The sequence below is a fragment of the Pseudomonas helleri genome, assembly GCF_001043025.1.
Classification (GTDB): Bacteria; Pseudomonadota; Gammaproteobacteria; order Pseudomonadales; family Pseudomonadaceae; genus Aquipseudomonas; species Aquipseudomonas helleri.
In genome coordinates this window covers 107,140-132,968 of sequence record NZ_JYLD01000011.1, presented here as the reverse complement: position 1 = coordinate 132,968, position 25,829 = coordinate 107,140, and the positions used below count along the sequence as shown (strand labels likewise).

Here is a 25,829-nt window from a genome sequence, read left to right as displayed (position 1 = left end):
AATGAGTGGAAAAACCTCGCAATCAGGTGAGCTTAAACGCGGCCTGAAAAATCGTCATATCCAGTTGATTGCCCTCGGCGGCGCGATTGGTACTGGCCTGTTCCTCGGCTCGGCCGGGGTACTCAAATCGGCCGGTCCATCAATGATTCTGGGCTATGCCATCTGCGGCTTCATTGCCTTCATGATCATGCGCCAGCTCGGCGAAATGATCGTCGAAGAGCCCGTTGCCGGCTCCTTCAGCCACTTTGCGCATAAATACTGGGGCGGCTTTGCCGGCTTCCTGTCGGGCTGGAACTGCTGGGTGCTGTACATCCTGGTGGGCATGTCGGAGCTGACAGCGGTCGGTAAATACGTGCACTACTGGTGGCCCGAGATCCCGACCTGGGCCTCTGCGGCAGCCTTCTTCGTGCTGATCAACGTGATCAACCTGACCAACGTCAAAGTGTTTGGTGAGGCCGAGTTCTGGTTCGCGATCATCAAGGTCGTGGCCATTATCGGCATGATCGCCCTGGGCAGTTACTTGCTCACCAGTGGTAGCGGCGGCCCACAAGCTTCCGTCAGCAACCTGTGGTCGCATGGTGGTTTCTTCCCGCACGGCGTGACCGGTTTGCTGATGGCCATGGCCTTCATCATGTTCTCGTTCGGTGGTCTGGAAATGCTCGGTTTCACCGCCGCAGAAGCCGACAAACCGCGCACGGTGATCCCTAAAGCGATCAACCAGGTGATCTACCGCATCCTGATTTTCTACATCGGTGCACTGGTGGTTCTGCTGTCGCTGACCCCGTGGGACTCGCTGCTTGAAACCCTCAACGCTGGTGGCGACAGCTACAGCAGCAGCCCGTTTGTACAAGTGTTCTCGATGCTGGGCAGCAACACCGCAGCGAACATCCTCAACTTCGTGGTACTGACCGCGGCGTTGTCGGTGTACAACAGCGGCACCTACTGCAACAGCCGTATGCTGCTGGGCATGGCGCAGCAGGGCGATGCGCCCAAAGCGCTGGCCAAGATCGACAAGCGTGGCGTGCCGGTCAATGCCATTCTGGCTTCGGCAGCAGTGACGGTGATTGCGGTACTGCTCAACTACTGGATGCCGCACGACGCGCTGGAACTGCTGATGTCGCTGGTGGTTGCGACGCTGGTGATCAACTGGGCGATGATCAGCTACTCGCACTTCAAATTCCGCCAGCACATGAACAAAACCGCGCAAACCCCGCTGTTCAAGGCACTGTGGTACCCGTACGGCAACTACATCTGCCTGGCGTTTGTGGCGTTCATTCTGGTGATCATGCTGTTGATCCCGGGCATTCGCATCTCGGTGTTCGCAATGCCGATTTGGGTGGCCTTTATGGGGCTCTGCTACTGGTTGAAACCCAAGCGTGTTGAACAAGCCTCTACCGAGGTTTACAGCCCGGCCAAGTAAATTGATCGGTTAAACAACACACCCGGCCACCGCGCCGGGTGTGTTGTTTGTGGGGTATGCTGCACGCCCTGCTGATGGACCTTTGTAATGCTGGTGATTTCCAACAACGTGCATATCCCCGATGCCGAAATCGAACTGACGGCTATTCGTGCCCAGGGCGCGGGCGGGCAGAACGTCAACAAAGTCTCAAGCGCCATGCATTTGCGCTTCGACATCCCCAACTCATCCTTGCCGCCTTTTTACAAAGAGCGACTGCTGGCGCTGCGTGACAGCCGCATCACCAGTGACGGGGTGTTGATCATCAAGGCGCAGCAATACCGCACCCAGGAGCAGAACCGGGCGGATGCGCTGGAGCGTTTGCTTGAATTGATCGTGAGCGCGACCAAAGTCGAAAAAAAGCGCCGCCCGACCAAGCCGACCCTGGGCTCAAAAAAGCGTCGCCTCGAATCCAAGACCAAGCGCGGCAGCATCAAGGCCGGGCGGGGCAAGGTGGACTTTTAAAGTCAAAAGCCCTCAGTCAGAGGGAGAGGGTTGTTCTTAGCTGTCTCTTGCAAGCTTTGCCTGCCGATACAAGTAAACACTCAGCAGCACCCCGCTAAACGACGCCAGTGCTGCAAACAGGAAGATCGAGGTAAAGCCAAAACCTGCTGCCACCGCGCCCACCAGCGGCCCGGTGATGCCCAATGACAGGTCGATAAACAGCGAGTAGGCGCCCACCGCTGCGCCTCGGCTGGAGGCGGGCACCAGGTTGACCGCTTCAACGCCCAGCGCCGGAAACACCAGCGAAAAGCCAAAACCGCTCAGCGCTGCACCGGCCAAGGCCAGATGCGGATCAGGCGCCAGCCACAGCAACAGCAAGCCCAGGGTTTCGACGCTCAGGCAGGCAATGGCGACGCGAAAGCCGCCCAGGCGGTTGATCATGTTGCCGAACAGCAAGCGCGCACTGATAAAACTGGCGCCAAACAGGCTCAGGCACAGCGCGGCGTTTTCCCAGTGGTTAGTGGCGTAGTACAGGGTGATAAAAGTGGCGATGGTGCCAAAACCAATCGAACCCAGCGCCAAACCTGTACCGTGGGGCAGCACCCGGCCCAGCACGTGCAGAAACGGCAAGCGTACGCCGCTGACAATGGGTGCGGCCACTTTTGGCCAGGCCAGCAGCAAGCCCAGCGTGGCCAGGGCAATGATGCTCACGCCCAGGCTCCACATGCCCAAATGCCCGACCATCACCACGCCCAGCGGTGCGCCAATGGCAATGGCGCCGTAGCTGGCGATGCCGTTCCAGGAGATGACTTTGGCGGTGTGGGCAGCGCCTACCCGGCCAATGCCCCAGCCGATCGACCCCGAACCCACCAGGCTTTCAGCGCTGCCCAGCACCAGCCGGCCCAACAGCAGGCTGGCCAGGCTCCAGGCAGGTGCCGCGGCCAGCCAGCTTGAAGTCAGCATCAACACACCGCTCAAGCCGCAACCCACCAAGCCGTACATGACTGCGCGCTTGCTGCCCTGGTTATCGATGATGCGGCTGGCGTAAGGGCGGCTCAGGAGCGTGGCCAGGTATTGCACGCTGATCACCAGCCCGGCGATGACCGTGCCATAGCCCAGGTGGTTGTGAACGTAACCGGGCAATACGGCCAGCGGGATGCCGATGTTCAAATAGCCGATAAAGGTAAACAGAACGATGGAAACCACTTGCAGCGTGATTGCCATAGGGCGTTGTGTTTCAGGCATTGGGTAGGGGTCCTGCGGGGAGCGGTAAGGTGCAGATTACAACGGTGCAACCAATTGTGTCGCAATTAAAGCAGCCAGTGCGTTTTCCTGGGTGCCGAAGCGCTTAAGCAGCAGGGCCTGCTTTTGTGGGCTGAGACGCTCCCAGAGCTCGATCATTTTTTCGGCGGTGCCGATCAGGACGCTGGCCTGGGTGTCGCTGAAGGTGTCAGTCACGCTGTTGTCCGCGAGAAGAGGAGGGTGCCGCAATTGTGTCAGGCGGTATGAAAAACCTGAAGCTTTTCGCACCGCCTGATAGATGGCCGGTCAGTCTTCGCTGTCGGCCTGGAGGCTGTCTTGAGCCTCTTCCAGTGCGGGGTTTTCGCCACTGGTGTGTTGCGGGGTTGGCTGCTGAGTTTCATGCAGGCTTGGGAAGGGGAGGTTTGGGATCTCGTGCATCGTCGCGCTCCTCGTAAGGTGTGTTTTTAAATCGCTGGGTAAATCGGCGCTTTTAAAAAGCAAGGGCAGGATACAGGAGGGAGTGTGACAATTTGTCTTTTTATTGCGTCTGGCGCCGATTGTGGCGATTTATTCATCTTGTAACAGGCCTGTAGGAGCGAGCTTGTCTCGCGATCTTTTAAACGCTCAAAAGATCGCGAGGCAAGCTCGCTCCTACAGGTTTTTTAGTGCTGGCAGACTTGTGCAATGGCCTTGGCGAGCAACTCCAGACGGGTGCCATCGACCCCGGCCATGTTGGCGCGCCCTGAGCCGACCATGTAAACGCTGTGTTTTTCACGCAGCACTTGCACTTGCTCGGTACTCAACCCGGTGTACGAGAACATCCCGCGTTGCTGGTTGATGTGCGCAAAGCGCTCGGCCAGACCGAACGGCGTCAGCGCCTCGACCAGGCCGCTGCGCAGTTGCGCGATGCGGCTACGCATGGCTTCCACTTCGGCGGCCCATTGCGCCTTGAGCTGCGCATCACCGAGGATGGTCGCCACCACGGCGGCGCCATGATCAGGCGGATTGGACCACAAGTTACGCGCCAGATACGCCAGTTGGCTGCGCACATCGGTCAGTTTTTCGGCGTCATTGGCACACACGATCAACGCGCCGACACGCTCACGGTACAGGCCGAAGTTTTTCGAGCACGAGCTGGTGATCAGCACTTCAGGCAGTTCGCTCACGAACAGGCGTGTTGACCAGGCATCTTCTTCCAGCCCGTCGCCGAAGCCCTGATAGGCAAAGTCGATCAGTGGCAGCAGTTCGCGCCGACGCACGACATCCAGCACCTGCCGCCAGTCGTCTTGCGACAGGTCAAAGCCGGTCGGGTTGTGGCAGCACGCGTGCAGCAGCACCACGTCGCCCTTGGGTACGTGCTCCAGGGCGTGCAGCATGGCGGCTACGTTGAGGGTGTTGTCGCGGCCCACGTACGGGTAATGACCTACCTTCAACCCGGCTTCGGCGAAAATGCTTTCGTGGATCGGCCAGGTCGGGTCGCTCAGCCAGATTCCGCGCCCTGGCAGGCAGTGCGCGATAAAGTCGGCCACCAGACGCAATGCGCCGGTACCGCCCGGCGTTTGCGTGGCGCCCGCACGTTTGGCCGCCAGCAGCGGCGAATCAGTGCCCAGTACCAGTTCGCTGATCAGTTGGCCAAAACGGCTGTCGCCGTGGCCGCCGATGTAGGTTTTGGTCTGTTGCTGATCTACCAGGCGCTGTTCGGCCTGTTTGACTGACTGCAAAATCGGCGTCAGGCCGTTGGCGTCTTTATAGACGCCCACACCCAAGTCGAATTTGTTCGGGTTGGTGTCCTGGTTATAGGCGTCGATCAACCCCAGGATCGGATCGCCCGGCACACGGCCAATGGCTGAGAAGTGCATTACTTGCGACCTTCGGCAGTTTTGGCAACGTCATCGGTGCGCGCAGCCATGATGAAGTCGTTGCGGTGCAAGCCTTTGATCGAGTGGCTCCACCAGGTCACGGTCACTTTGCCCCATTCGGTCAGCAGGCCCGGGTGATGGCCTTCAGCTTCAGAGATTTCTCCAACGGCGTTGGTGAACGCCAGGGCGTGCTTGAAGTTCTTGAACAGAAAAACCTTTTCCAGTTGCATGATGCCGTCGCGAACTTCGATGTTCCAGTCCGGGATCTGCTTGATCAGCATCGGCAACTCTTCGTCGCTGACCTGTGGAGCATCGGCGCGGCAGGCTTCGCAGTGGGCTTGGTTCAATGTGCTCATGGTGTATTCCTGAAATCGATTTTTTATTGGTCTTGAAAAAAATAAGGGTTAAGCCGCTTTCGGCTTGGGCGGGAACTTGGGCGCATGCAAGCCCAGCTCCATGCCTTTTTCAACCATGCCCATGATGTCTTCGTGGGCCAGGTCAAACAGGCGCTTCAAGTCCGGCAGAACAAAATACAGCGGCTGCAAAATATCAATTCGATACGGCGTGCGCATGGCTTCCAGCGGATCGAATGGCTGATGTTCAGGTTCTGAAGACAAGCTGTAAACCGTTTCTTTAGGCGAAGACAGAATTCCGCCGCCATACACGCGTTTGCCTTCAGGGGTATTCACCAGCCCGAACTCGATGGTCATCCAGTACAGGCGGGCCAGATACACGCGCTGTTCTTTGCTGGCTTGCAGGCCGAGCTTACCGTAGGTGTGGGTGAATTCAGCAAACCACGGGTTGGTCAGCAGCGGGCAATGGCCAAAAATCTCGTGGAAAATATCCGGCTCTTGCAGGTAATCCAGTTCTTCGCGGGTACGAATAAACGTTGCCACCGGGAACTGCTTGCTGGCCAGTAATTCGAAAAAGGTCTGGAAGGGGATCAGTGCCGGCACGCGGGCAACTTGCCAGCCGGTGGTTTCGCCCAGCACTTTATTGATCTCGCCCAGTTGCGGGATGCGGTCGTGGGGCAGGCCGAGTTTTTCGATGCCTTGCAGGTATTCAGGGCAGGCACGGCCTTCGAGCAATTTGAGCTGGCGGGTAATCAGCGTATTCCACACCCCGTGTTCCTCGGGTGTGTAGTCGATAAAGCCATTGGCATCCGGCTCACGGGCGACGTATTTCGTTTGCTTCATGGTGCTCTCCGCAGAGAAATCGTTTTTATTGTTCTGTCAGGGACGGCGGGTATTCGTTGGTTAAGTGATATCCCAAGTGCTGGCCGGATGCAGCCGGGTAAACGTGTCTATTACCGGAATAGTGTGCGTATTCCGTAAATAATTCGTTACGACGGGACAATTGAACTGTCATTCTTGCGTGGGTAATTGCAAAATCGTCAAAAAATCGTGACAGCAAAATGCTCTCCCGAACAAAAAAACACCCCCTGTAGGAGCGAGCTCGCCTCGCGATCTTTTAAAAAGATCAACAGATCGCGAGACAAGCTCGCTCCTACAATAAAGACACAGCCGAGCCTTGCCCCATGCGTATCAAAGTCCACTGCCAAAACCGGATTGGCATCCTGCGTGACATCCTCAACCTGTTGGTGGCCTACGGCATCAACGTCAAGCGCGGCGAGGTGGGCGGCGATCAGGGCAATGCGATCTACCTGTTTTGCCCAAATCTGATCAACCTTCAGTTTCAGGCGCTGCGCCCCAAGTTTGAAACCATTGCCGGGGTTTTTGGCGTCAAGCGCGTAGGGCTGATGCCCAGCGAACGCAGGCACATGGAACTCAACGCCTTGCTCGGCGCACTGGAATTCCCCGTGCTGTCCATCGACATGGGCGGCTCGATTGTGGCGGCCAACCGTGCGGCGGCGCAGTTGCTCGGCGTGCGCGTCGATGAAGTGCCGGGCATTGCCCTGTCGCGCTACGCCGAAGACTTCGACTTGCCGGAGCTGGTACGGGCCAACAAATCGCGGATCAACGGCCTGCGGGTCAAGATCAAGGGGCATGTGTTCCTCGCTGACATCGCGCCGCTGCAACTGGAACACGATGACAGCGAAGCCATGGCTGGCGCGGTGCTTACCTTGCACCGGGCTGACCGTCTGGGTGAGCAGATCTATAACGTGCGCAAGCAGGAGTTGCGCGGCTTCGACAGCATTTTCCAAAGCTCAAAAGTCATGGCCGCGGTGGTCCGTGAAGCCCGACGTATGGCGCCGCTGGATGCGCCTCTATTAATAGAAGGCGAAACCGGCACCGGCAAAGAATTGCTGGCGCGCGCCTGTCACTTGGCCAGCCCGCGGGGGCAATCGCCGCTGATGGCGCTCAACTGCGCCGGTTTGCCCGAGTCGATGGCCGAAACCGAACTGTTTGGCTACGGGCCGGGTGCATTCGAAGGGGCGCGGGCCGAGGGCAAGTTGGGGCTGTTGGAACTGACCGCAGGCGGTACGTTGTTTCTGGATGGCGTGGGCGAAATGAGCCCGCGTTTGCAGGTCAAGTTGCTGCGTTTTCTGCAGGACGGTTGCTTTCGCCGTGTCGGCAGCGACGAAGAGGTTTACCTCGATGTGCGCGTGATGTGCGCTACGCAGGTGGATTTGTCTGAGCTGTGCGCCCGTGGCGAATTCCGTCAGGACCTTTACCACCGCCTCAACGTATTGTCGTTGCACATCCCGCCGTTGCGCGATTGCCTGGATGGCCTTGAGCCGTTGGTCGAGCATTTTCTCGATCAGGCCAGTCGGCAAATTGGCTGTGCGTTGCCGCGTCTGGCCCCGGCGGCCATGGACCGTTTGAGCCACTACCATTGGCCGGGCAACGTGCGGCAATTGGAAAACGTGTTGTTCCAGGCGGTGTCGCTGTGCGATGGCGGCGTGGTCAAGGCCGAACACATCCGCTTGCCGGACTACGGCGTGCGCCAGCCGTTGGGTGAGTTCTCGATGGAAGGTGGTCTGGACCAAATCGTCGGGCGCTTTGAAAAAGCCGTGCTGGAGCGCCTGTACTCCGAACACCCGAGTAGCCGCCTGCTGGGCAAGCGCTTGGGCGTATCGCACACCACCATCGCCAACAAACTGCGCGAGCACGACATCATCAAGCCTGGTCGGGATTAAAAACGCGCAAAAACCTTGTGGGAGCGGGCTTGCTCGCGATTGGAACGATGCGCAGTGTCAAGTACACCGAGTCGCTTGCATCGCGAGCAAGCCCGCTCCCACCGTTTTTGTGCCGAACAGGCCGCCCTTTGCCGCAACCGGCATAACCGCGCCGGTTTGCCATTTCTGTGACGCCATATAACCCCCCCTCAAACCCCACGAGCACGGCCTTTTCACCGTCAATAAAAAGTTGGTGCGCAAATTGCTAGTACCCATTCAGTACAGCGGTGGGCGGCAAGCGTCCGTCAGGCAGAGGAATGAGTGTGGACAAGTACCTTTATGTGGCAATGACCGGCGCCAGTCAGAATGCTTTGGCGCAAAAGGCACATGCCAACAATCTGGCGAACATCTCAACCAACGGCTTTCAGCGCGATCTGGAACAGGCGCGCTCGATGCCGGTGTTTGGCGACAGCTTTCCTGCGCGGGCCTTTGCCATGACCGAGCGACCTGCCACGGACTTCACGCCGGGTGCGCTGGTGCAAACCGGGCGTGACCTGGACATCGCCGTCAAAGGCGATGGCTGGCTGGCCGTGCAGGCGCCCGATGGCAGCGAAGCCTATGTGCGCACCGCCAGCATGAATGTCGACTCGCTGGGCATTCTGCGGGCCGGCAACGGCATGCCGGTCATGGGCAACGGCGGGCCGATCGCCGTGCCGCCGCAGCAGCAAATTGAAGTGGGCGAAGACGGCACCATCAGCATTCGCGCTATGGGCGAGGGCCCGCGCGTGATGGCTGAAGTGGACCGCATCAAGCTGGTTCAACCGGACCTGCGCTCCATGACTAAAGGCCTCGACGGCCTGATCCACACCGCCAACGGCCAGCCTGCGCCCTTCGACGCCAATGTTCGGGTGACCTCGGGGTTTCTGGAGGCCAGCAACGTGAATGCCGTCGAAGAGATGACCTCGGTGCTGGCCCTGTCCAAGCAGTTCGAGTTGCACATCAAAATGATGAACACCGCCAAAGAAGACGACCAGGCCATGACTCGCGTCCTGGCCATGAGCTAATTACTGACACGTTGCGCCGAAAAACCGGCGCACGAGGAGAGCACGCATGCTTCCGGCACTGTGGGTTGCAAAAACGGGTTTGGCTGCACAAGACACCAACCTGACGACAATTTCCAACAACTTGGCCAACGTCTCGACCACCGGCTTCAAGCGTGATCGTGCCGAGTTCCAGGACTTGCTCTACCAGATCAAACGCCAGCCCGGCGCGCAATCGACCCAAGACAGCGAGCTGCCTTCCGGCCTGCAACTGGGTACCGGTGTGCGCATTGTCGGCACGCAAAAGAACTTCACCGCCGGTAGCCTGCAAACCACCGAGCAGCCGCTGGACATGGCCATCAATGGCCGCGGGTTTTTCCAGATCATGCAGCCCGACGGGACCACGGCCTACACCCGTGACGGTACTTTCCACCTTGATTCCAACGGCCAGATTGTCACCGCCAGCGGTTTCACCCTGGAGCCTGCGATTGTCGTGCCTGCCGATGCCGAGACGTTCACCGTCGGCCAGGACGGCACCGTGTCGGTCACCGTGCCCGGCAACGCCGCTGCGCAGATCATCGGCAACCTGCAAACCGCCGACTTTATCAACCCGGCCGGCTTGCAGGCACAGGGCGGCAACCTGTTCCTTGAGACCGCGTCCAGCGGCGCGCCGCAAATCGGCACGCCGGGCCTGAACGGTTTCGGCACCACCATGCAGAACACCCTCGAAACCTCAAACGTCAGCACCGTTGAAGAGATGGTCAACATGATCACCACCCAACGCGCTTACGAGATGAACTCCAAAGTGATCTCCACCGCCGATCAAATGTTGTCGTTTGTGACGCAAAATCTGTAATTACGTGAAGCGGGAGAGGTCATGAAACGCTTTATTTCTGTTCTGGCACTGGGTGGCGTTACTTTTCTGGCGGGCTGTGTCAGCCCGCCGCCACGCCCTAACGATCCGTACTACGCCCCGGTACTGCCGCGCACGCCGCTGCCGGCTGCGGCGAACAACGGCTCGATTTACCAGGCCGGTTTTGAACAGAACCTGTACAGCGACCGCAAGGCCTTCCGGGTGGGTGACATCATCACCATCACCTTGAATGAGCGCACCCAGGCGAGCAAAAACGCCAACTCGGCCATCGGTAAAAACAGCAACACCAATATCGGCCTGACTTCGCTGTTCGGTGGCGGCATGACCACCAACAACCCGTTGGGCGGTGCCGACCTGAGCCTCAATGCAGGCTACAGCGGCAGCCGTGCCACCAAGGGCGACAGCAAGGCCGGGCAGGGCAACAGCCTGACCGGTTCGATCACCGTGACCGTGGCCGACGTTCTGCCCAACGGCATCATCGCCGTGCGCGGCGAGAAGTGGATGACCTTGAACACCGGCGACGAACTGGTGCGAATCGCCGGGCTGGTCCGGGCGGATGACATCTCTACCGACAACACCGTGTCCTCGACCCGCGTGGCCGATGCGCGCATTACCTACTCGGGGACGGGCTCGTTTGCCGATGCCAGCCAGCCGGGCTGGTTTGACCGCTTCTTCCTTAGCCCACTGTTTCCTTTCTGACCGGACCGACCATGCCGAACCTCAAGCACCTGCTGGCAGCCGTACTGCTGCTGTCGACAACCCTGGGCGCTCACGCCGAGCGGTTGAAAGACATCGCCAGCATTTCGGGCGTGCGTTCCAACCAATTGATTGGGTATGGCCTGGTGGTCGGGCTTAACGGCACGGGCGACCAGACCACGCAAACGCCATTCACCCTGCAGACCTTCAACAACATGCTCTCGCAGTTCGGCATCAAAGTGCCGCCGGGTTCGGGCAACGTGCAGTTGAAAAACGTCGCGGCGGTGTCGATCAGCGCCGATTTGCCCGCGTTCGCCAAGCCGGGGCAGGTGATCGACATCACTGTGTCGTCCATCGGCAACTCGAAAAGCCTGCGTGGCGGCACGTTGTTGCTGACCCCGCTCAAGGGCATTGACGGCAACGTCTACGCGGTTGCCCAAGGCAACCTGGTGGTCGGCGGCTTTGACGCCGAAGGCCGTGACGGCTCGAAAATCACCGTCAACGTGCCGTCAGCCGGGCGAATTCCGGGCGGTGCTTCGGTTGAGCGGGCAGTGCCCAGCGGTTTCAACCAGGGCAACAGCCTGACCCTGAACCTCAACCGTTCCGACTTCACCACCGCCAAGCGCGTGGTCGACAAAATCAACGACCTGCTGGGGCCGGGTGTGGCCCAGGCGATTGACGGCGGCTCGATCCGCGTCACCGCGCCTTTGGACCCAAGCCAGCGCGTTGACTACCTGTCGATTCTGGAAAACCTCGAAGTGGACCCGGGCCAGGCCGTGGCCAAGGTCATCATCAACTCGCGCACCGGCACCATCGTGATCGGGCAGAACGTCAAGGTATCGCCTGCGGCGGTGACCCACGGCAGCTTGACCGTGACCATCACCGAAGACCCGATCGTCAGCCAGCCGGGCCCGCTGTCCAACGGCCAGACGGCGGTAGTGCCGCGCTCGCGGATCAACGCCCAGCAAGAAGCCAAGCCGATGTTCAAGTTTGGCCCGGGCACCACCCTCGACGAAATCGTCCGGGCGGTGAATCAGGTGGGCGCGGCGCCGGGGGATCTGATGGCGATCCTCGAAGCCCTGAAACAGGCCGGCGCCTTGCAAGCCGACCTGATCGTGATCTGAGGCCTACGGCATGGACATGCGTAAGAGTGGCGTCGTCAGTGACAGCGATTCGGGGGCGTTCAGCGACCTCAATCGTCTGAACAACCTGAAGGTCGGCGACCGTAACAGCGACGGCAATATGCGCAAGGTAGCGCAGGAATTCGAGTCGCTGTTTCTCAACGAAATGCTCAAGTCCATGCGATCGGCCAACGAAGTGCTGGGCAAGGACAACCCGCTCAACACGCCTGCGGCCAAGCAATACCAGGAAATGTACGACCAGCAACTGTCGGTGACTTTGTCACGCCAGGGCGGCGGCATTGGCTTGGCCGACGTGCTGATGCGCCAGATGTCAAAAAACAAATCGGTAGTGCCGGGTGACGTACCCGCCACGCCTGCGGTGGCCGCAGAAACCAAGGTCACTGCGCCTGCGACGACCACCACCAACAGCCCGTTCGTGCGCTCCAACGGCCAGCGCGCCTTGTGGGCTGCACGGGTGGCCACGCCTGCGGTCGATGGTGGGCACAAAAATGACATGGCGATGCTCAACCAGCGTCGTCTGGCGTTACCGAGCAAATTGACCGACCGCCTGTTGGCCGGGATTGTGCCGTCGGCTGACCCGGCGCGCTCAACCGTTAACACCAGCACCGTACCGGGCCGCACCAGCCCGGCGCTGGACGCGGTGATCAAGGGCAGCCGACAGCCGATGCTCAGCGCCTCCGGGGTGAACGGGCGCATGCAGATTTATGGCCGCGCCGTGGCCCAGCCGCCGTTGGCACCGGCCAAACAAGCCTTTGAATCGCCGGATGCATTCGTTGCCACCATGTTGCCGATGGCGCAGCAGGCGGCCGACCGAATCGGCGTCGACCCGCTGTATCTGGTCGCGCAAGCGGCGCTGGAAACCGGTTGGGGCAAATCGGTCATGCGTCAACAAAACGGCAATAGCAGTTACAACCTGTTCGGCATCAAGGCCACCGGCAATTGGCAGGGCGCGCAGGCGCGGGCCATTACCAGTGAGTTCCGTGATGGGCAGATGGTCAAGGAGACGGCGGACTTCCGTTCCTACAACTCCTATCAAGACAGCTTCCACGACCTGGTGACCCTGCTGCAGAGCAACAATCGTTATAAAGATGTGCTCAACGCAGCCGATAAACCAGAGCAGTTTGTTCGTGAACTGCAGAAGGCCGGTTACGCGACCGACCCTGAGTACGCGAGCAAGATTTCGCAGATTGCCAAGCAAATGAAAACCTACCAGAGCTACGTCTCGACGGGTTCTCTCACGCATTTATAAGGTTTGAACCATGGCGAGTTTGATCAACATCGGGATGTCGGGGCTTAACGCCAGCCAAGGGGGCTTGGCCACCGTGGGCAATAACATTGCCAACGCCAATACCTCGGGCTACTCGCGTCAGCAAGTGGTGCAGAGCAGCGCGGGCTCGCAACAGGTGAGCGGGGTGTTTATCGGCACCGGGACCACCCTGGCCGACGTACGCCGGGTGTACAACTCCTACCTCGACGCCCAGTTGCAAGCCACCACATCGCTCAACGGCGACGCCCAGGCGTATCTCGACCAGATCGGCTCGATCGACAAACTGCTCTCGGACAAAAGCACCGGTGTGTCGTCGGCGCTGAACAGCTTTTTCGCCTCCCTGCAAACAGCGGCCGGGGCGCCAGGCGACAGCTCCACGCGGCAATTGCTGCTGACCAATGCGCAAACCCTGAGCAACCGCTTCAACTCGATCTCGACTCAGCTCAACCAGCAGAACGACGGCATCAACAGCCAGTTGGATACCCTGACCTCGATGGTCAACCAGCACACGGCCACCATTGCCTCGCTGAACAAGCAGATTGCCCAGGCCACCACGGCGGGCAACACCCCCAACGACCTGATGGATGCCCGCAACGAAGCGGTGCGCACCCTCAACGAGTTGGTCGGGGTGTCGGTTCAAGAGCACGACAATGTGTACGACATCACCCTCGGCACCGGTCAGGCGCTGGTGCAGGGCAATACCTCGAACACCTTGTCGGCGGTGCCCAGCAAAACCGACAAAAGCCAGTTCAGCATCCAGATCAACTACCCGCAGTCCAGTTCCGACGTCACTTCGGTGCTCACCGGCGGCAAAATCGGCGGCCTGCTGCGTTATCGCGAAGACGTGCTGGCCCCGTCCATCAATGAGCTGGGGCGCACGGCCATTGTGTTGGCCGATGCCTTCAACCAGCAGTTGGGGCAAGGGCTGGACGCCAACGGCGAATTTGGCTCGTCCCTGTTCAGCAGCATCAACAGTGACAAGGCGATCAGCCAGCGCAGCCTGGCCGCGACGGGCAACAGCGCAGGCTCGGGCAACCTCGACGTAAAAATCACCAACAGCGGCGCACTGACCACCTACGACTATCAGGTCACGTTCACCAGCGACAACGAATACACGGTCAAGCGCTCGGACGGCACCAACATGGGCGCCTTCAAACTCGATCAAGACCCGCCGGCGGTGATCGACGGCTTCAGCATGAGCCTTAATGGCGGTGCATTGAGCAAGGGCGACAGCTTTAAAGTCAGCCCCACCGCCAATGGCGCCAGCAGCCTCAACGTGCAAATGACCGATGCCAGTAAATTGGCGTTCGCCGGGCCTTTGGTGGCCGTTAAAGGCGGCTCCAACAGCGGCACCGGCGCGGCGAGCGGCCTGAGCCTGTCGCAAGCGCTGAATATTTATGGCGGCGCGGACCTGGGCAAAGCGCAAAGCGAAATCGAAGGCGCGATGCCGGTGCGCATTGCCTTTGACGAAGCCAGCGGCGGCACCCAGGGCTATCGCATCCTCAATGAAAAGGGCGAGAAGATCGGCGAAGGCACCATCGTTCCGGGGCAAGACAACAAAGTCACGATCAAGGTGCCGGTGCTCGATGCCTCGGGCGCGGCGGTGACCAACCCGGACGGCACGCCAAAAACCGTCAACTTCGACACCACCCTCAGCGGCTCCCCGGCCAAAGGGGACAGCTTTGATATCCGCTTCAACAAGGACGGCAAGGCTGACAACAGCAACGCCAACCAGCTGTTGGGCCTGCAAACCAAACAGACCGTGGGCGTGAGCGGCGGCGGGGGCGGGGCGAGCCTCGGCACCTCGTACAGCCAATTGGTCTCCAAGGTCGGCGGCAAAGCCAGCCAGGCCAGCGTCGACGGCACCGCCAACACGGCCGCCCTGGCGTACGCCACGCAAACCCGCAACTCGGTGTCGCAGGTCAACCTGGACGAAGAAGCCTCCAACCTGGTCAAGTTCCAGCAGTACTACACCGCATCGTCGCAAATCATCAAAGCGGCGCAAGAAACCTTCAGCACGCTGATCAACAGTCTTTAAGGGAGCACTCGACGATGCGTATTTCCACTGCCCAGTTTTTTGAGTCGACCAGCACCACCTACCAGAACAACTTCTCGTCGGTGATCAAAACCCAGCAGCAGATCGACTCTGGCGTGCGCATCCAGACCGCTGCCGATGATCCGGTGGGGGCCGCACGTTTGCTGCAACTGCAGCAGCAAAAAGACATGTTGGGCCAGTATTCCTCCAATATGGACAGCATCAAGTCGTCGCTGAGCAATCAGGAAAGCGTGCTCGACAGCATCAATAACTCCCTGCAAAAAGCCGGTGAGCTGGCGCTGCGGGCGGGCGGCCTGACCAACGACGCCGACCGTTTGGCGGTGGCCAACGAACTGGGCAGCATCGAAGACCAGGTCTTCAGCCTGCTCAACAGCAAAGACTCCGCGGGCAACTACATGTTCTCGGGCTCCAAGACCGACACCCAGCCGTACATCCGCAACAACGATGGCACCTACTCCTATCAGGGCGATGACACCCAGCTCAACCTCAAGGTCTCGGACACCCTGACCCTGGCGGGCAGCGACACGGCCAAAAGCTTTATGGAGAACTCGGTGAACACCGGGCGTACTCAAAGCACCTTGCAGCCGATGCTCGACCCGGATGGCGCGGTGGTGCCGGACAAAGGCGTGGTTGCGGTGTCATCGGGTCTGGTGACCTCCAGCGCGGTGTTCAACAAGAGCTTTGCCGCAGGCCAGCCGTACACCCTGGAATTCACCAGCAGCACCCAATACACCCTCAAAGATGCCGAGGGCAAAGACGTGACCTCGGAGATCCCGGGCAACGGCGTTTTCGATTCGACCAAAGAGGGCGCGCACAGCATCAGCCTGCGCGGGGTGTCTTTTGACATCAACCTGAACCTCAAGGACATTGCCCCGACCGACCAGGACGCGGCGGTCAAGGGCCATACCTTCACCCTGCAAGCCAAGCCCGACACCTTCAATGCCTCGCGCACCCCGAGCAACAGCTCGACGGCGCAAATCACTGGCTCCAACGTGACCAACGCGGGCACTTACAGCGACAGTTTTCCGAGCAATGGCGCGGTGATCAAGTTCACCAGCGCCACCGAGTACGAGGTCTACGCGCAGCCGCTGACCGACAGCAGCAAGTCGATTGCCAAGGGCACCCTGGCCGATGGCTCGCTGGAAGCCATGGGCGTCAAATTTGACTTCACCGGCACCCCGGCCTCGGGCGATCAGTTTGTCGTCAGCAACAACAACCACCAAAGCCAGAGCGCGCTGGACACCATCAGCGAGCTGCGCAAGGCGTTAGTGGTGCCGAGTGAAAAAGACGCGGCGGCTTCGCGCATGCAGCGTGACGCCATCAACACCGCGATTGGCAACCTGAAAAACGCCAGCGCCAGCATCGACACCGCCCGCGGCTCAATCGGTGCACGGTTGAACGCGGTGGACATTCAATTCGACGAAAACACCAGCATGGGCCTGGCCAACGACTCCACCACCGCGGCCATCGGCAACACCGACACCGCGAGCGCGGCAACCCAACTGGCCTTCCAGAAATCCATGCTCGAAGCCTCACAACTGGCGTTCGTCAAAATCTCCCAGCTCAGCCTGTTCAACCAGCTGTGATCTAAATCCCGTAGTCGCTGACGAGGCACGAGGCTGCGATAGGTTGCGAAGCGACCCCCGTTTTGGCGGTCCTGCGGCCCGCATCGCAGCCTCGTGCCTCGACAGCGACTACAACTTCTCTGAAATCTTTTGTATAAAACCACACAAATTAGAGTGACCTATGAGTCACAACGCGCATCTTCACTGTATCGTGTGAAACGTTTGGGCGGGCGCCGGGCTATTTTCAGCTGATTTGTGTGGTTTTTTTTGTAGGTGTCAGGTGCCCATTTCGCCGCTGTTTTTGCGCGACGAAGCCCTCTTATTGTCAACGCCCCTCGGTTAGCTGAGCGGGTGATCTCCAGCTATTAGTATTGGGAAGCCACAATGATTGGCATTAAAAGCATCGCCAGTTACGTGCCTGCAAACGGCGTAGACAACTACGCTCAGGGCGCGAAGTTCTCCAAGGACGAAGACTTCATTCTGGGCAAGATTGGCTCGGCCTTCTTGCCGCGTAAAGATGCTGACCAGGAAACCTCAGACCTGTGCGTAGAAGCCGTTAACGCACTGTTCGCCAACAACACGCAGCTCTCGCGTGAATCCATCGACGCGTTGATCGTCGTCACCCAGAACGGTGACGCCGAAGGCTTGCCGCACACCGCCGCCATCGTGCAAGACAAGCTGGGCCTGCCGACCCACGTGGCCGCGTTCGACATCTCCTTGGGCTGCTCGGGCTACGTGTATGGCATCTACGCCATGAAAGGCTTTATGGAAGCTGCGGGCCTGAAAAACGGCTTGCTGGTGACCGCCGACCCGTATTCCAAAATCGTCGACCCCGAAGACCGCAACACCACCATGCTGTTTGGCGACGCCGCCACCGCCACCTGGATGGGCGAAGACGCCACCTGGCAGCTGGGCAAAGCCAAATTCGGCACTGATGGCTCGGGCGCACCGCACCTGAAAGTCAGCGACGGCGTGTTCTTTATGAACGGCCGCCAAGTGTTCAACTTTGCCCTGGTCAAAGTCCCGGCGCACCTGCATGAGCTGCTGGACGAGTCCGAACTCAAAGCCACAGACATCGACGCGTTCTGCATCCACCAGGGCAGCGCAGCGATTGTTGACGCCGTGGCCCGTCGTTTTGAAGAAAGCGAGCCCGAGAAATTCATCAAAGACATGGTCGAGACCGGCAACACCGTTTCGTCGAGCATTCCGTTGCTGCTGGAAAAACACGTGATGGACGCCACCTGGAAGCGCGTAGCGCTGAGCGGGTTCGGTGTGGGCCTGTCGTGGGGCTCGGCGATCATCTATCGCGACTAAGCACTCGCTAGACACAACAATCGACCCCGCTGTAGGAGCGAGCTTGCCTCGCGATCTTTTGATCTTCTAAAAGATCGCGAGGCAAGCTCGCTCCTACACGATCAGATTTTGCCAGGGGGCAACGCGCAACCCCTTGAAACACAAGGCATGAAACCCCGCCTGTAAAAAAAATCAAAAAAGCCCTCAAGCATCCTGCCATCACGACGATAACTATTACGAAGGTTCTCTAGGCCACACCCGGCGGTTGCCAGGGCCGGAAGCCGCTGTATTTATCTCATGAGGATTTCGTCATGGCTTTATCCGTAAACACCAACGTCACGTCCCTGACCGTTCAGAAAAACCTGAACAAAGCCGGTGATGCGCTGAGCACCTCGATGACCCGTCTGTCTTCCGGCCTGAAAATCAACAGCGCCAAAGACGACGCTGCTGGCCTGCAGATGGCCAACCGTCTGACCTCGCAGACCAAAGGCATGACCGTAGCGATCGCCAACGCCAACAACGGCAACTCGATTGCTCAGACCGCTGAAGGCGCGATGCAAGAGTCGACCAACATTCTGCAACGTCTGCGTGAACTGGCTCTGCAGTCCGCGAACGGTGATAAAAGCGACGCTGACCGTGCGTCCCTGCAACAAGAATTCACAGCAAAAACCGGTGAACTGACCCGTATTGCTCAAACCACTACCTACGGTGGTCGTAACATTCTGGACGGTTCGTTCACTAACCAGTCTTTCCAGGTCGGCGCTGATGCCAACCAGACCATTTCGTTCGGCATGAGCGATATCAGTGCTACTGCTTTGAAGGGTTCTTACAGCGAAGCAAGCGCTAACAGCACCGCTTTGACGGGGTTGACTGCGTCGACTGTCGGTACGGCGTTGGGTCAGAAGGCACTGGTAACGGCTTCAGCTGCTCCTGTAGCAACCGCAGCGGGAGAGACATTCAAGATCAATGATGTACAGATTACATTGGCTGGCGGTGCAGATGCTGACCTAGCAACTGCCGATGCTTTGAAGTCCATCAATGACCAGACTGCAAAAACCGGCGTTACCGCTGCTGTTGATACAGATGGGAAATTGGTGTTGTCGTCGAAGACCGATTTTACGGTCTCGGCGGTAATGGAAGACGCTACGCCCCCTACCGATCCTCAGGTTCCAAACGCAGGCTTGGCTAATCTGGGTCTGACCGCGGCAGCCGCCGCAGGCCCAGCTGTTGCTAACAAAGTAGCGCTTACAACAGCAATGGGCGTAGCTGGCGGTGCCAGTGTTAACGGCAAAGATGTTACCTGGAAAGCTGATGACACTCTGCAAACTGTTTTGTCGAGCTTGACGACTGCAGCCGGTACTGGTTCCAAGGCTTCTTTTGAAGAGGGCCGCGTCTCTCTAACCACCAGCGATGGCAAAGACATCAAACTGGCTAACACTGCAGGCGGCTCGTTGGCTCAGTTGGGTCTGTCGGCAGGTTCTTCCCAGGCAAAATTGACCGAAGACACTTCGATTGAACTGAACGGCGTTGAAGTCAAGTTCAAGAAGGGCGATAGCGCAGACGCAATCGTTTCCTCGATCAACAGCGCCAGCACCGGCGTAACGGCCAGCAAAAATGATGACGGCACGCTGAAGCTGTTCTCTAACAAAGACATCACCATCAAGGATGGCGCAGCCGGTTCGGGCCTGAAAGCGCTGGGCCTGACTGCTGCTTCAGACGCTGGCACTGCGAAAGCAACCACCGTTGAAACCAGCGTTGCCAGCCTGAGTGTTCTGACTGCCGCCGATTCGCAGCGTACCGTTCAGGCGCTGGCTGATGCGATTCAGCAGATCGACACCCAGCGTTCGGCTTTGGGTGCCGTACAAAACCGTTTCGACAGCACCGTGGCTAACCTGCAAAGCATTTCCGAGAACTCGACCGCTGCTCTGGGCCGTGTTCAGGACACTGACTTCGCATCGGAAGCTGCTCAGTTGACCAAGCAACAAACCCTGCAACAGGCGTCCACTGCGATCCTGTCCCAGGCGAACCAACTGCCATCCGCTGTGATGAAGCTGCTTCAGTAATTTCAGCGCACGGTTGATAACGGAAGGGCGCGTTTACGTGCCCTTTTGTTTTTTCAGTGGTGAGGTGATGACATGGACATGAGCATCAAACTGAATTCCGCCTACCCAACCGCCGTCGGGCCGTCCAGCCCCGCGCCAGCACCGGCTGCCATTGCCAGGGCAGATGCCAGTGACATCGTGCCGCCAGGCAAGCCGCCTGAGCGTATCGAGGTTGAAAAAGCGGTCAGTGATTTACGCGACTTCGCGCAGTCTCACCAGCGTCAGCTGGATTTTTCGATTGATGACACCACCGGCATCATGGTGGTCAAGGTCATCGCCACCCAAAGCGGTGAAGTGATTCGCCAGCTACCTTCAGAAGTGGCCCTCAAGTTGGCGCAAAATCTGGCAGACCCCAACAGCCTGCTTTTTAACGCCAGTGTTTGAAGGTGGCATGAAATGTGATGGTGTTTGTGGCTTCGCTGTTCTTAGCCAATAAAGCGACAGCCACCGAACAAGGAGAAAAAAGATGGCCAGTTCAACGATTACCGGCGTCGGTTCGGGTTTCGATACGGTAGGGATCGTCAAAGCGTTGGTGGATGCTGAAAAAGCCCCCAAGCAGGCGCAAATCACCAAGCTGCAAACCACGACCACCACCCAGCTGTCGGCGGTGGGCACGGTCAAGGCGTCGCTTGAGACTTATCGTACGGCCATCGCCAAACTCAACACGGAAGCCAGTTTCAACGGGCTTGCGGGCACGTCTTCTGACGAGAAAATTTCCAAGGTCACCCTGGGCGATAAAGCCGCAAGCGGTACCTATGCGCTTAACGTCACGCAATTGGCGACGGGGTCAAAGGTCACCAGCAAAGTGTTCGAAGGCAGCTCAGCCGTTGTTAACTCAGGTGATCAAGAAGCAACCCTGACTATTTCGCAGTCCGATAGCAGTTACGACGTCAAGGTCCCGGCGGGTGCGACAATGCAGCAGACCCGTGACGCGATCAACACGCAGCTGCAATCCAAGGGCATCAGCGCCAACGTGCTGACCGACGCCAACGGCTCGCGTCTGGTCATCAGTTCGCAAACCACCGGTAAGGGCACGGACATTACTCTCAGTGGCGATTCCGAGCTGGCAACTGGCTATGACGCCGGAAAACCGCCGGTCAACGCCGAGTACACCATCGACAACATTGCCATGGAGTCCAAGAGCAACAAGATCACCTCGGCCATCAGTGGTGTGAGTCTTGAGCTGCTGGACACCAAGCCGTCGACCATTACCGTGGCGTCCAACACCACCACCTTGAAAACCTCGGTGCAGTCGTTTGTCAGTGCCTATAACGCACTGATGACCAGCATCAACACCCAGACCAAAGTCACTGCAACCGGTGATGCGGCCACGACCACAACCGGTGCGTTGACCGGTGATTCGTCAATGCGCCAATTGGTCAACGGCATTCGTAGTGAACTGTTGCAAAACTCCGGCGGTTCCACCGTGGGCAACCTGGCGCAAATGGGCATCAGTACCGATCAGAAAACCGGTTTGCTGACCCTGGATGACACCAAGTGGAACGCCGCAGTGGCGACCCCCAATGGTCCGACCGAGATTGCCAAGGTGTTCACCGGCGACACCGGTTTGATCACGCGCATGACCAAGGCCACGGACAGTTATGTCGGCACCAGCGGGCTGCTGACCACCCGTGCCGCCGATTTGAACACCAAGTTGACCGATCTGACCGAGCAGCAAAAAGCGCTGGACAGCCGTATGGACACGCTGAAAACCACGCTCACCGCCAAATACACGGCGATGGACGGCTTGATCGCGAAGATCAACGCCAGCAGTTCCAGCATCATGACCACGCTCAATTCGCTGAATAACCCGAAGTCGAATAACTGATTTTCCGGGCATCTGGTGCGGCTTGAGCGCTAAAGCTTTGAGCCCCGGCGCCGACATAAGAAGTAAGACTTAGCCCATTTGTGATGAGGTAGAAACATGAACCCGATGCGCGCCCTTCGTCAGTATCAGAAGGTCAATTCCCACGCTCAAATCTCCGAAGCCAGCCCTCATCGCTTGATTCAAATGCTGATGGAAGGCGGCCTGGAGCGCATGGCCCAGGCCAAAGGTGCGTTGAGCCGTGGCGATATCCCGCAGAAGGCACTGTTGCTGACCAAAGCCGTCGACATTATTGGCGGTTTGCGTCAGGGCCTGGATGCTGACAAGACCGACGACAAGGCGGCGCTGCAGCAACTCGATGACCTGTACGAGTACATGGCCGTGCGTCTGACCCAGGCCAATATCAAAAACGATCCTGAAATCATCGACGAAGTCGCACGCCTGCTGATCACGGTGAAAAGCGGCTGGGACGAGATCGCCCCGCAATCAATCTAATGGCCTGAGGAGTGCGTCATGAGCCAGCTGCAACGAATTCAAGAAACCCGCGACGCGCTGATCGATGCCCTGGCGGCGCGAAACTGGGATGCCATCGGCGAGCTGGACTCGGCGTGCCGTGAATGTGTTGAGACAGTACTCGACGAGCGCCCGCTGGACGAAGCGGTGCTGCGCGAAAATCTGGAGGGGTTGTTGGTGGTGTATCGCATGCTGCTGGAGGCCGCTACCGATGAGCGGCAACTGGTAGTCGAGCAAATGGCGCAGATCAACCAAGCAAAAAATGCTTCAAAGGTTTACCATTTGTTCGGTTAAGGCATAAGAAGTATAGGGTTAATCCGTTTAAGCGGCGCCATAAATTTGACTGTGTATGTTTTTTTGACTTAACTAGTACGTATTCTGTTTCAGTCGCCTCACACATCCAACAGGATCGGGGCGGCTAGTGTGCTCCACATTATCCGGAGCGCTGAGTTGACTAGGGAAGTTGCTATTGCATGTGGCGTGAAACCAAAATTCTGCTGATCGATGACGATAGCGTTCGCCGCCATGACCTGGCGGTAATTTTAAGTTTTCTCGGCGAAGAGAATTTAACCAGCCCTAGTCACGAGTGGGAGCAGGCGGTTACAGGCCTGTCGTCCAGCCGTGAGGTGCTCTGCGTGCTGATTGGCACGGTGACCGCTGCTGGCGGAATTTCAAGCCTGCTTAAGACACTCGCAGCCTGGGATGAGTTCCTGCCCATTCTGCTTTTAGGTGATATTTCTTCGACCGAGCTGCCCGACGACCAGCGTCGTCGCGTGCTGTCCAGCCTCGAAATGCCGCCCAGCTACAGCAAATTGCTCGATTCGCTGCACCGTGCCCAGGTCTATCGTGAAATGTACGATCAGGCCCGTGAGCGCGGTCGTCACCGTGAACCCAACCTGTTTCGCAGCCTCGTCGGCACCAGCCGGGCGATCCAGCACGTGCGCCAGATGATGCAGCAAGTGGCCGACACCGACGCCAGCGTGTTGATCCTCGGCGAGTCCGGGACCGGCAAGGAAGTGGTCGCGCGCAACCTGCATTACCATTCCAAGCGCCGCGATGCGCCGTTTGTGCCGGTCAATTGCGGGGCGATCCCCGCAGAGCTCCTTGAAAGCGAGTTGTTCGGCCATGAGAAGGGCGCGTTCACCGGGGCCATCACCAGCCGCGCCGGGCGTTTTGAACTGGCCAATGGCGGCACGTTGTTCCTCGATGAAATCGGCGACATGCCGCTGCCGATGCAGGTCAAACTGCTGCGGGTGTTGCAGGAACGCACCTTTGAGCGCGTGGGCAGCAACAAGACCCAAAGCGCCGATGTGCGGATCATTGCGGCCACCCACAAAAACCTCGAAAGCATGATCGAAGTCGGTGCCTTCCGCGAAGACTTGTACTACCGCCTCAACGTGTTCCCGATTGAAATGGCCCCTTTGCGTGAGCGGGTGGAAGACATTCCGCTGCTGCTCAACGAGCTGATTTCACGCATGGAACACGAAAAGCGCGGTTCGATCCGCTTCAACTCGGGCGCCATCATGTCGCTGTGCCGCCACGCCTGGCCGGGCAACGTCCGCGAGCTGGCCAACCTGGTTGAGCGCATGGCGATCATGCATCCCTATGGCGTGATCGGCGTGGCAGAGCTGCCGAAAAAATTCCGCTATGTCGACGATGAAGACGAGCAGTTGGTCGACAGCCTGCGCAGTGACATGGAAGAACGCGTCGCCATCAACAGCAATACGCCGGACTTCACCACCGGCGCGATGCTGCCGCCCGAAGGCCTGGACCTCAAGGACTACCTGGGCGGGCTGGAACAAAGCTTGATCCAGCAAGCGCTGGACGATGCCAACGGCATCGTCGCCCGTGCGGCCGAGCGCCTGCGGATCCGTCGTACCACCCTGGTTGAAAAAATGCGCAAATACGGCATGAGCCGCCGCGAAGGCGAAGAGCAGGGCGACGACTAACCTCGCCCAAACTGTAGGAGCGAGCTTGCTCGCGATCTTTTGATCTTTTAAAAGCTCGCGAGACAAGCTCGCTCCTACAGGGTTTTGCATCAATCCTTTGATCTGCATCAACACATCCTCCCTTCATCCTGCCAATGTTATTTTTCGGGCACGGGTATTGCTTTGCTTGGGTTAACGAACCGTTTTATGACGGTCAGCCAAGCGAGAACGTCCCATGCCCCACGCCGCCCAACAGTCCTCGGTCCCTGATCTCGCAGGGGCTGCCGCGTCTCTGAGCACCATGCCCGCCAACGCGGCGCAGCTTGAACAGGCGTTCTCGCTGTTCAATCAGATGTCGACCCAGTTGACCGACTCCTACAGCCTGCTGGAAGCCCGGGTTGCCGAGCTTAAAGGCGAGCTGGCGCTGGCCGGGGAGCGGCGCGTGGCTGAGCTGGCAGAAAACCAGCGCTTGGCCAATCGCTTGCAGCACCTGCTGGACTTGTTGCCCGGCGGCGTTATCGTGATCGACGATCGCGGACTGGTCAGCGAGGCCAACCCGGCGGCGTGCGAGCTGTTGGGGCTGCCGCTGCAAGGTGAATTGTGGCGCCAGGTGATTGCCCGCTGCTTCGCGCCGCGTGAAGACGATGGCCATGAAATCTCGCTTAAAGACGGTCGTCGCCTGTCGATTGCCACCCGCTCGCTGGACCCGGAACCGGGGCAACTGGTGTTGCTCAACGACCTGACAGAAACCCGGCGCTTGCAAGACCAGCTGTCCCGGCATGAACGTTTGTCGTCGCTGGGGCGCATGGTCACCTCCCTCGCGCATCAGATCCGCACGCCCTTGTCGGCGGCGTTGATCTACGCCAGCCATTTGACTGAACAAACGCTGCCGGTCGAAACCCAGCAGCGCTTTGCCGGGCGCTTGAAAGAGCGCCTGCATGAACTGGAACATCAGGTGCGCGACATGCTGGTGTTTGCCCGTGGCGAACTGCCGCTGGCGGATCGGGTTTCTCCCAAAGCCTTGATGCAAGCATTGCAGGCAGCGGCACAGACCCACGTTGAGGGTGTGTCAATGCGTTGGCAGTGCGATGTGCACACCGGGCTGGTGCTGTGCAACCGCGACACGCTGGTGGGCGCGCTGCTCAACCTCATCGAAAACGCCCTGCAAGCCGGTGCGGTGCGCCTCAAGGTGCACCTGTACGCCCGCGACAACCAACTGCGCTTGTGCGTGAGCGACAGCGGCAGCGGCATCGAACCCAAGGTGCTGGAGCGTTTGGGCGAACCTTTTTTCACCACCAAGGCCACCGGCACCGGGCTCGGACTGGCTGTGGTCACCGCCGTGGTGCGTGCGCACCAGGGTGATCTGGGCTTACGTTCGCGGCTGGGGCGGGGCACCTGTGCCTTGCTCAGCTTGCCGCTGATTGCCGTTGCAGGAGAGGCTAACTGAT

General features: G+C 59.0%; 24 protein-coding genes. 18 read left to right on the top strand and 6 right to left on the bottom strand.

Going from position 1 to position 25,829, the window contains the following annotated elements; genetic code table 11:
• Window position 1 precedes the first annotated feature (1 nt).
• Both TU84_RS18280 and arfB read left to right on the top strand, forming a co-directional pair.
• A complete protein-coding gene (locus tag TU84_RS18280) occupies window positions 2-1,420 on the top strand; it encodes an amino acid permease (RefSeq protein ID WP_048371468.1) in 1,419 nt (472 codons plus the stop codon).
• An 87-nt stretch (window positions 1,421-1,507) separates the two neighbouring features.
• A complete protein-coding gene (arfB, locus tag TU84_RS18275; protein WP_048371466.1) occupies window positions 1,508-1,921 on the top strand; it encodes an alternative ribosome rescue aminoacyl-tRNA hydrolase ArfB in 414 nt (137 codons plus the stop codon).
• A 36-nt stretch (window positions 1,922-1,957) separates the two neighbouring features.
• Here the strand turns inward: arfB and TU84_RS18270 are convergent, their stop codons facing one another.
• The 6 genes from TU84_RS18270 to phhA form a co-directional block, all read right to left on the bottom strand.
• On the bottom strand, window positions 1,958-3,145 hold the full coding sequence (locus tag TU84_RS18270; RefSeq protein ID WP_048371464.1) for an MFS transporter: 1,188 nt from the start codon (window positions 3,143-3,145) through the stop codon (window positions 1,958-1,960).
• Window positions 3,146-3,181: 36 nt separating this feature from the next.
• Window positions 3,182-3,358, bottom strand: coding sequence for a hypothetical protein (locus TU84_RS26315; protein ID WP_088500399.1), 177 nt, complete (start codon window positions 3,356-3,358; stop codon window positions 3,182-3,184).
• Between the two features lie 90 nt (window positions 3,359-3,448).
• Entirely contained in the window at window positions 3,449-3,580 is a 132-nt protein-coding gene (locus TU84_RS26630) for a hypothetical protein (protein ID WP_256665532.1), read from the bottom strand.
• A 224-nt stretch (window positions 3,581-3,804) separates the two neighbouring features.
• On the bottom strand, window positions 3,805-5,001 hold the full coding sequence (locus TU84_RS18265; RefSeq protein ID WP_048371461.1) for an amino acid aminotransferase: 1,197 nt from the start codon (window positions 4,999-5,001) through the stop codon (window positions 3,805-3,807).
• Window positions 5,001-5,357 carry a 4a-hydroxytetrahydrobiopterin dehydratase gene (locus tag TU84_RS18260; RefSeq protein WP_048371460.1) on the bottom strand — a complete coding sequence of 119 codons (357 nt, stop codon included), beginning with the start codon at window positions 5,355-5,357 and terminating at the stop codon, window positions 5,001-5,003. The genes TU84_RS18265 and TU84_RS18260 overlap by 1 nt, the downstream gene beginning before the upstream one ends.
• A 48-nt stretch (window positions 5,358-5,405) precedes the next feature.
• Window positions 5,406-6,197, bottom strand: a complete 792-nt coding sequence (gene phhA / locus TU84_RS18255; protein ID WP_048371458.1) for a phenylalanine 4-monooxygenase — start codon at window positions 6,195-6,197, stop codon at window positions 5,406-5,408.
• A 341-nt stretch (window positions 6,198-6,538) separates the two neighbouring features.
• On the opposite strand from phhA, the gene TU84_RS18250 reads away from it, so the two are divergent.
• The 16 genes from TU84_RS18250 (at window position 6,539) to TU84_RS18175 (ending at window position 25,828) form a co-directional block, all read left to right on the top strand.
• Window positions 6,539-8,101 (top strand): sigma-54-dependent transcriptional regulator, encoded by a 1,563-nt coding sequence (locus TU84_RS18250; protein ID WP_048371457.1) that lies wholly within the window; start codon window positions 6,539-6,541, stop codon window positions 8,099-8,101.
• Window positions 8,102-8,403: 302 nt separating this feature from the next.
• Window positions 8,404-9,144 (top strand): flagellar basal body rod protein FlgF, encoded by a 741-nt coding sequence (locus TU84_RS18245; protein ID WP_048371638.1) that lies wholly within the window; start codon window positions 8,404-8,406, stop codon window positions 9,142-9,144.
• A 46-nt stretch (window positions 9,145-9,190) separates the two neighbouring features.
• Entirely contained in the window at window positions 9,191-9,976 is a 786-nt protein-coding gene (gene flgG, locus TU84_RS18240; protein ID WP_048371455.1) for a flagellar basal-body rod protein FlgG, read from the top strand.
• A gap of 21 nt (window positions 9,977-9,997) precedes the next feature.
• Window positions 9,998-10,693, top strand: coding sequence for a flagellar basal body L-ring protein FlgH (gene flgH, locus TU84_RS18235; protein WP_048371453.1), 696 nt, complete (start codon window positions 9,998-10,000; stop codon window positions 10,691-10,693).
• Window positions 10,694-10,704: 11 nt separating this feature from the next.
• Window positions 10,705-11,814: a flagellar basal body P-ring protein FlgI gene (locus TU84_RS18230; protein WP_048371451.1), complete on the top strand. Its 1,110-nt coding sequence runs from the start codon at window positions 10,705-10,707 to the stop codon at window positions 11,812-11,814.
• Window positions 11,815-11,824: 10 nt separating this feature from the next.
• Window positions 11,825-13,081 (top strand): flagellar assembly peptidoglycan hydrolase FlgJ, encoded by a 1,257-nt coding sequence (flgJ, locus tag TU84_RS18225; protein ID WP_048371450.1) that lies wholly within the window; start codon window positions 11,825-11,827, stop codon window positions 13,079-13,081.
• A gap of 10 nt (window positions 13,082-13,091) precedes the next feature.
• The gene (flgK, locus tag TU84_RS18220; RefSeq protein ID WP_048371448.1) at window positions 13,092-15,137 is read left to right on the top strand and encodes a flagellar hook-associated protein FlgK; all 2,046 of its coding nucleotides are present in this window, start codon (window positions 13,092-13,094) and stop codon (window positions 15,135-15,137) included.
• 14 nt (window positions 15,138-15,151) lie between these two features.
• A complete protein-coding gene (locus TU84_RS18215; RefSeq protein WP_048371446.1) occupies window positions 15,152-16,741 on the top strand; it encodes a flagellar hook-associated protein 3 in 1,590 nt (529 codons plus the stop codon).
• Window positions 16,742-17,104: 363 nt separating this feature from the next.
• Window positions 17,105-18,034, top strand: a complete 930-nt coding sequence (locus TU84_RS18210; protein WP_048371444.1) for a ketoacyl-ACP synthase III — start codon at window positions 17,105-17,107, stop codon at window positions 18,032-18,034.
• A 290-nt stretch (window positions 18,035-18,324) separates the two neighbouring features.
• Window positions 18,325-20,076 carry a flagellin N-terminal helical domain-containing protein gene (locus tag TU84_RS18205; protein ID WP_048371442.1) on the top strand — a complete coding sequence of 584 codons (1,752 nt, stop codon included), beginning with the start codon at window positions 18,325-18,327 and terminating at the stop codon, window positions 20,074-20,076.
• Between the two features lie 72 nt (window positions 20,077-20,148).
• Window positions 20,149-20,499 carry a flagellar protein FlaG gene (locus tag TU84_RS18200; RefSeq protein ID WP_048371440.1) on the top strand — a complete coding sequence of 117 codons (351 nt, stop codon included), beginning with the start codon at window positions 20,149-20,151 and terminating at the stop codon, window positions 20,497-20,499.
• Between the two features lie 82 nt (window positions 20,500-20,581).
• A complete protein-coding gene (gene fliD / locus TU84_RS18195; RefSeq protein WP_048371438.1) occupies window positions 20,582-21,943 on the top strand; it encodes a flagellar filament capping protein FliD in 1,362 nt (453 codons plus the stop codon).
• Between the two features lie 96 nt (window positions 21,944-22,039).
• Window positions 22,040-22,435, top strand: coding sequence for a flagellar export chaperone FliS (gene fliS, locus TU84_RS18190; protein WP_048371436.1), 396 nt, complete (start codon window positions 22,040-22,042; stop codon window positions 22,433-22,435).
• 18 nt (window positions 22,436-22,453) lie between these two features.
• Entirely contained in the window at window positions 22,454-22,747 is a 294-nt protein-coding gene (locus TU84_RS18185; RefSeq protein WP_048371434.1) for a hypothetical protein, read from the top strand.
• 179 nt (window positions 22,748-22,926) lie between these two features.
• A complete protein-coding gene (locus tag TU84_RS18180) occupies window positions 22,927-24,402 on the top strand; it encodes a sigma-54 dependent transcriptional regulator (protein WP_048371432.1) in 1,476 nt (491 codons plus the stop codon).
• 280 nt (window positions 24,403-24,682) lie between these two features.
• Window positions 24,683-25,828, top strand: coding sequence for a sensor histidine kinase (locus tag TU84_RS18175; protein WP_227024842.1), 1,146 nt, complete (start codon window positions 24,683-24,685; stop codon window positions 25,826-25,828).
• The last annotated feature ends 1 nt before the right edge of the window (window position 25,829 follow it).